General features: G+C 56.6%; 3 protein-coding genes and 1 pseudogene. 3 read left to right on the plus strand and 1 reads right to left on the minus strand.

All coding sequences use genetic code 11. From position 1 onward, the window contains the following. On the plus strand, positions 1-600 hold a 600-nt coding region (locus tag VGE80_RS21915), incomplete at its 5' end, for a rhomboid family intramembrane serine protease (RefSeq protein ID WP_440594128.1). A 213-nt stretch (positions 601-813) separates the two neighbouring features. On the opposite strand, the gene lpdA is transcribed toward VGE80_RS21915, so the two are convergent. Next, positions 814-2,235 carry a dihydrolipoyl dehydrogenase gene (lpdA, locus tag VGE80_RS21920; protein ID WP_440594129.1) on the minus strand — a complete coding sequence of 474 codons (1,422 nt, stop codon included), beginning with the start codon at positions 2,233-2,235 and terminating at the stop codon, positions 814-816. A 441-nt stretch (positions 2,236-2,676) separates the two neighbouring features. Between lpdA and fba the strand changes: the two genes are divergently transcribed. Both fba and VGE80_RS21930 read left to right on the plus strand, forming a co-directional pair. Next, complete coding sequence (gene fba, locus VGE80_RS21925) at positions 2,677-3,696, plus strand: class II fructose-bisphosphate aldolase (protein ID WP_373653193.1); 1,020 nt, start codon at positions 2,677-2,679, stop codon at positions 3,694-3,696. A 568-nt stretch (positions 3,697-4,264) separates the two neighbouring features. Further along, a pseudogene (locus tag VGE80_RS21930) lies at positions 4,265-4,781 on the plus strand (type II/IV secretion system protein); the annotation flags it as partial.

Below are 4,781 nucleotides of genomic sequence, written 5' to 3' on the forward strand. Positions count from 1 at the left end.
CGACGGCAGCGCGAGGTTCTCGATCTTTCGTCTCCGATTTCGCCGCTGATGACGCTATTCACATGCATGTTTCTGCACGGTGGTTTGATGCACATCGTAGGGAATATGTGGTTCCTGTATATCTTCGGCGACAACGTCGAAGATCGGTTCGGACATATTGGTTTTGCCGTAATGTACTTCGTCAGCGGTCTGGCGGCTGGCATCATGCACATCATGGCCGACTCCACATCCTACATACCGACCATCGGTGCCAGCGGTGCCATCGCAGGGGTGATGGGCTCATATATGTGGCTCTACCCGCGCGCTTCGGTGATGTCGCTGATTCCGTTGGGCATCTTCTCGCGCCTGATGCCGATTCCAGCGCCGATTTTCCTGGGAATCTGGTTTGCATTCCAGGTTCTGTCCGGGTTTCAAACCGAACCCGGTGGTGGGGGAGTCGCATGGTGGGCTCACGTCGGTGGCTTCGTCGCGGGACTCGGTATGACCGCGGGGCTTTACTACATCGGTGGCTTGAATCCCCCTGTGCAACAAGTTCGATCTAGCACCTATCCACCATTCGGAGGCGATACACCCCGTCGCTGGCAAAGTCGCCCCTGGTAACCCGGCGGACTTTCATGCTTGCCGCATTTGACGTGGTCGTCCGCGCTCTGGGAGGATGGACAGAACAGGGTGCGCCGGAGTAAGGCGACGCCGACAGAACGAAGCATCGGCAGCGCTGGCCAGGCAAATGAAAACCGCCTGCTCTCGAGGGATCTCGACAGCAGGCGGCGTCTTTCTGAATGAACGTCACGCGGGAAGCGTTCGTGCATTCGTTTAGCGTTTTTTGGGCCGGTACGAGTGAGTCGCCTGGCCGTAGACGCTTTCAGCGGCTTCCATCAGGGTTTCGCTGAGTGTGGGATGAGCGTGAATCGTTTCGGCCAAATCCCGGGCAACGGCGGCTGTTTCGACCGCGAGTGTTGCTTCAGCGATCATTTCGCCTGCTCCCACACCAACGATTCCGACGCCCAGAACACGTTCGGTCTTGGGGTCGACGATCATCTTCGTCAGGCCTTCGCTGCGGGCGAGCGTAATCGCGCGACCTGAAGCGGCCCACGGGAATTTGACCACTTTGACTTCGCGGTTTTTGGCGATCGCTTCAGGTTCGGTCAGACCACACCAGGCGACTTCCGGATCAGTGAAGACCACTGCTGGAATAGCGATGTTGTCAAACTCGGCCGGGCCGCCCAGCATGGCTTCGACGGCCACCTTGGCTTCACGCGTCGCTTTGTGGGCCAGCATTGGTTCGCCGGCAATGTCGCCGATCGCATAGATGTGATCGACATTTGTTTTACGCTGACCGTCAACCTTGACGAAGCCCTTCTCGTCGACGGCAACACCCGTATTTTCCAGTCCGAAGCCTTTGCTGTTCGGTCGACGGCCGATGGAGACCAGGACGCGATCGAACGTCTGTTCCGGCTTTACGCCTTCACCGGTCAGCTTGGCCGTGATCCCCGCTTTGGAGGCGGTCAAGCCATCAACTTTGGTGTTGAGATGGATTGCCGCGAACTGCGATTCCAGTCGCTTCTGCAGTGGGCGAACAAGGTCGCGATCGGCTCCTGGCAGCAGGTCTTTGGTCAGTTCGACAACAGTGACCTTCGAGCCCAGTGCGGAGTAGAACGTACCCATTTCCAGCCCGATGTAGCCGCCACCGACGATCAGCAGCTTGCCGGGGATATCCGCCAGTTCCAGAGCTCCAGTTGAATCCATCACTCGTGGATCACCAATCTGGAATGCGGGAGGCATTGCGGGAGACGAACCCGTGGCGATGATCGCCTTTTCGAACTTCAACTTGTCTGTTTTGCCGTCGGGGTATTTCAATTCAATGGTGTTGGCGTCCAGGAACGTTCCGCGTGCACTGATCAGTTGGACTCCGCGGGCACGACAGAGTTCCCCCACGCCACCTGCCAGCTTGCCGACGACGGCGGAATTCTTCCATTCGCGCAGCTTTGGCAGATCGATTTTGGGAGGAACGAAGTTTACGCCGATGGCGCTTGATTCGTGGCTTTCGTTGATCAGCTTGGCGACATGCAGCAGGGCTTTCGAGGGAATACATCCCCGATTCAAGCAAACGCCACCGGGGCGAACCCCTTCGTCAACGAGCGTCACTTGCATTCCATGATCTGCCGCTTCGAATGCGGCCGGATATCCGCCTGGACCAGCACCAAGTACCAATAGTTGAGTCTGCAAATCCGCCATATTGTTATTTCAATCTCGAGGTCAATTTGGACGCAAATAAAAAAACAGTGCCGATGGCATCCCTGACACGACACGACTCCGGGCACATCCTGCCGCGTCCCCGCGTCGGTCCCTGAATCTGCGAACTGACAGTCTAATGACTTTGCGACCGCGAGGCACGTCAGTCAGGCGGCTTTCGCACCAGTTCCGATTTATGGGATAGACCCCCTTCGAACGGGGGAAACGAGCAGATCACCTCTCATGACGATTGTCGAGCGGTACGAGGGCAGGTTGTGCCGTTTATTTCGATTTTCGAATCAACGTCACTAACGTCAACGTCTGAAAATCGATATTCTACCGCTTGGAAACCCCGATCTCGATCATTTCCAGAGTCTGCCCACTGGGGGCAGGCCCGCTACGAGACAGGATGGGGGTTTCGCCGGTTTCAGGAGTTAGAAGACAATGCCTTTAGTTCCACTGCGCGTCGTGTTGGACCATGCTGCTGAAAACAGCTACGGCGTGGCCGCGTTCAATGTTAACAACATGGAACAGATCCAGTCGATCATGGAAGCTGCTCGGGAAACCGATTCACCCGTGATCGTACAGGCGTCTCGCGGTGCCCGTGCATACTCTCAGGACAACTACCTGCGGCACCTGATGCTTGCCGCGTCTGAATTGTATCCCGAGATTCCCATTGTGATGCACCAGGACCACGGGAACAGCCCAGCGACGTGCTGCAGCGCCATCAAGTATGGCTTCACCTCCGTCATGATGGACGGCTCGCTGAAAGAAGACGGCAAAACACCTGCCGATTACGACTACAACGTCGCCGTCACCTCTGAAGTCGTCAAAGTGGCTCACATGTTCGGTGTCTCCGTCGAAGGAGAACTGGGCTGCCTGGGACGACTCGATACAGGGGAAGGGGAAGCCGAAGACGGTCACGGTGCATCGGGTCAACTTTCGCACGACCAGTTGCTCACCGATCCTGACGAGGCGGAACGTTTTGTGAAGGCGACCAAGGTCGATGCGCTCGCCGTCGCCATCGGCACCAGCCACGGCGCTTACAAGTTCGACAAGAAGCCCGACGGCGAAGTGCTGGCAATGAAGCGAATTGAAGAGATTCACAAGAAGCTGCCGAACACTCACCTCGTGATGCACGGCAGTTCGTCTGTTCCTCAGGAACTGCAGGACATCATCAACAAGTTCGGCGGGAAGATGAAGCAGACCTTCGGCGTTCCCGTTGAAGAAATTCAGCGCGGAATCAAGAGTGGTGTCCGCAAGATCAATGTCGACACCGATTGCCGTATGGCCATCACCGGTGCCATTCGCCAGCTCCTTGCCACCAGCCCTGAAAAATTCGACCCGCGCGACTATCTGAAGCCCGCTCGGGAAGCCATGAAGCAGGTCTGCGTGGCCCGTATGGTTTCATTCGGTCAGGCTGGCAACGCCAGCAAGCTGATCGCTTCAGGACGCTGCAAGTAATTTGTTCGCCTGATAATGGCCAGTGCAAACTGCACTTCTCGACCTGGACGAACCTCGGTTCGTCCAGGTCGTTCTTGTTCTGTGCTCGCAACCCGTTCGTTCACGATGACTTCCGGGAACTCAGTCGATCGGGTGCCCAGCCCCCTTCGATAAGGTTGAGGCTGGCAATCGTCTCTGCATGGTGGCCGCGGGGCGGTCGTCCGCAAGAGGGACAAGTGTAACCTGAAATGGGACTTAATCGTTTGGAAAGATCATCGACACACTGAGACAGATTGCCAAGAATGGTGGGTCGAGTCGATGTCACGGACTGGATTTGAATCCTGCCTCTGGAGAGATCATCATGTCCCTCTTACGGACGTTCTTCTGTGAGAGGATTTGAGGGACTCCACCGCAAGACTTCGTCGTACTGTGTTTTGCGTCCCTCCCGCTCGTATGAAAAGCTCCTTTCGCCCCATCGATACTTCCCCGAAAACCAGGCTACTCGATGAACCTTGGTGAGCTGTCATCATCTTCGCTGTGGTGCTGTCTGAACTGAGTTCTCGTCCCTCATAAGCGTTACCGTCGCACTATGGATATCGCCCAAACTCTGATTCGGCATAATCTCGTCACCCGGCCTCAGGTCGAAGCGGCTTTGCCTCAGGCGGCAGGTAAGCGTGTCGACCGGGTTCTTGTTGAGATGGGCGTCGTCAAGGAAGATGATGTCCTGCGAGCGTTCGCCGAAGAGCTCGGGATGGATTTTGTGGAGGTCAAGCAAGAGTCCATCGACAAGGAACTGCTCATGCAGTTTCCGACGACGGCGGTGTTTCGTCATGCGTTGTTGCCGTTGGGGCGACGCAACGGAAGTGTCATCGTTGCCACCAGTGACCCTTTCAATCTGGAAGCCATTGAAGAGCTTTCGGCTGTCAGCGGATTCCATCTCGAACCGGTCCTCGCCCGACGACTCGATGTTATTGAACTCATCAAAGAGCATCTCGGGGTCGGGGGGGATACCCTGAACGAGCTGGTTGCTCAGCGGTCCGCCGAGGGGATCGAACTTCTCAGCGACCTATCTACGGATGACTCTGATCTGGCCCAGCAGGCCGAAA

Source organism: Schlesneria sp., from assembly GCF_036405755.1.
GTDB classification, from domain to species: Bacteria; Planctomycetota; Planctomycetia; order Planctomycetales; family Planctomycetaceae; genus Schlesneria; species Schlesneria sphaerica.

Coding starts and splice junctions, on each gene's coding strand:
- fba (WP_373653193.1), top strand. CDS start 2,677: ATGCCTTTAGTTCCACTGCGCGTCGTGTTGGACCATGCTGCTGAAAAC.
- lpdA (WP_440594129.1), bottom strand. CDS start 2,235: ATGGCGGATTTGCAGACTCAACTATTGGTACTTGGTGCTGGTCCAGGC.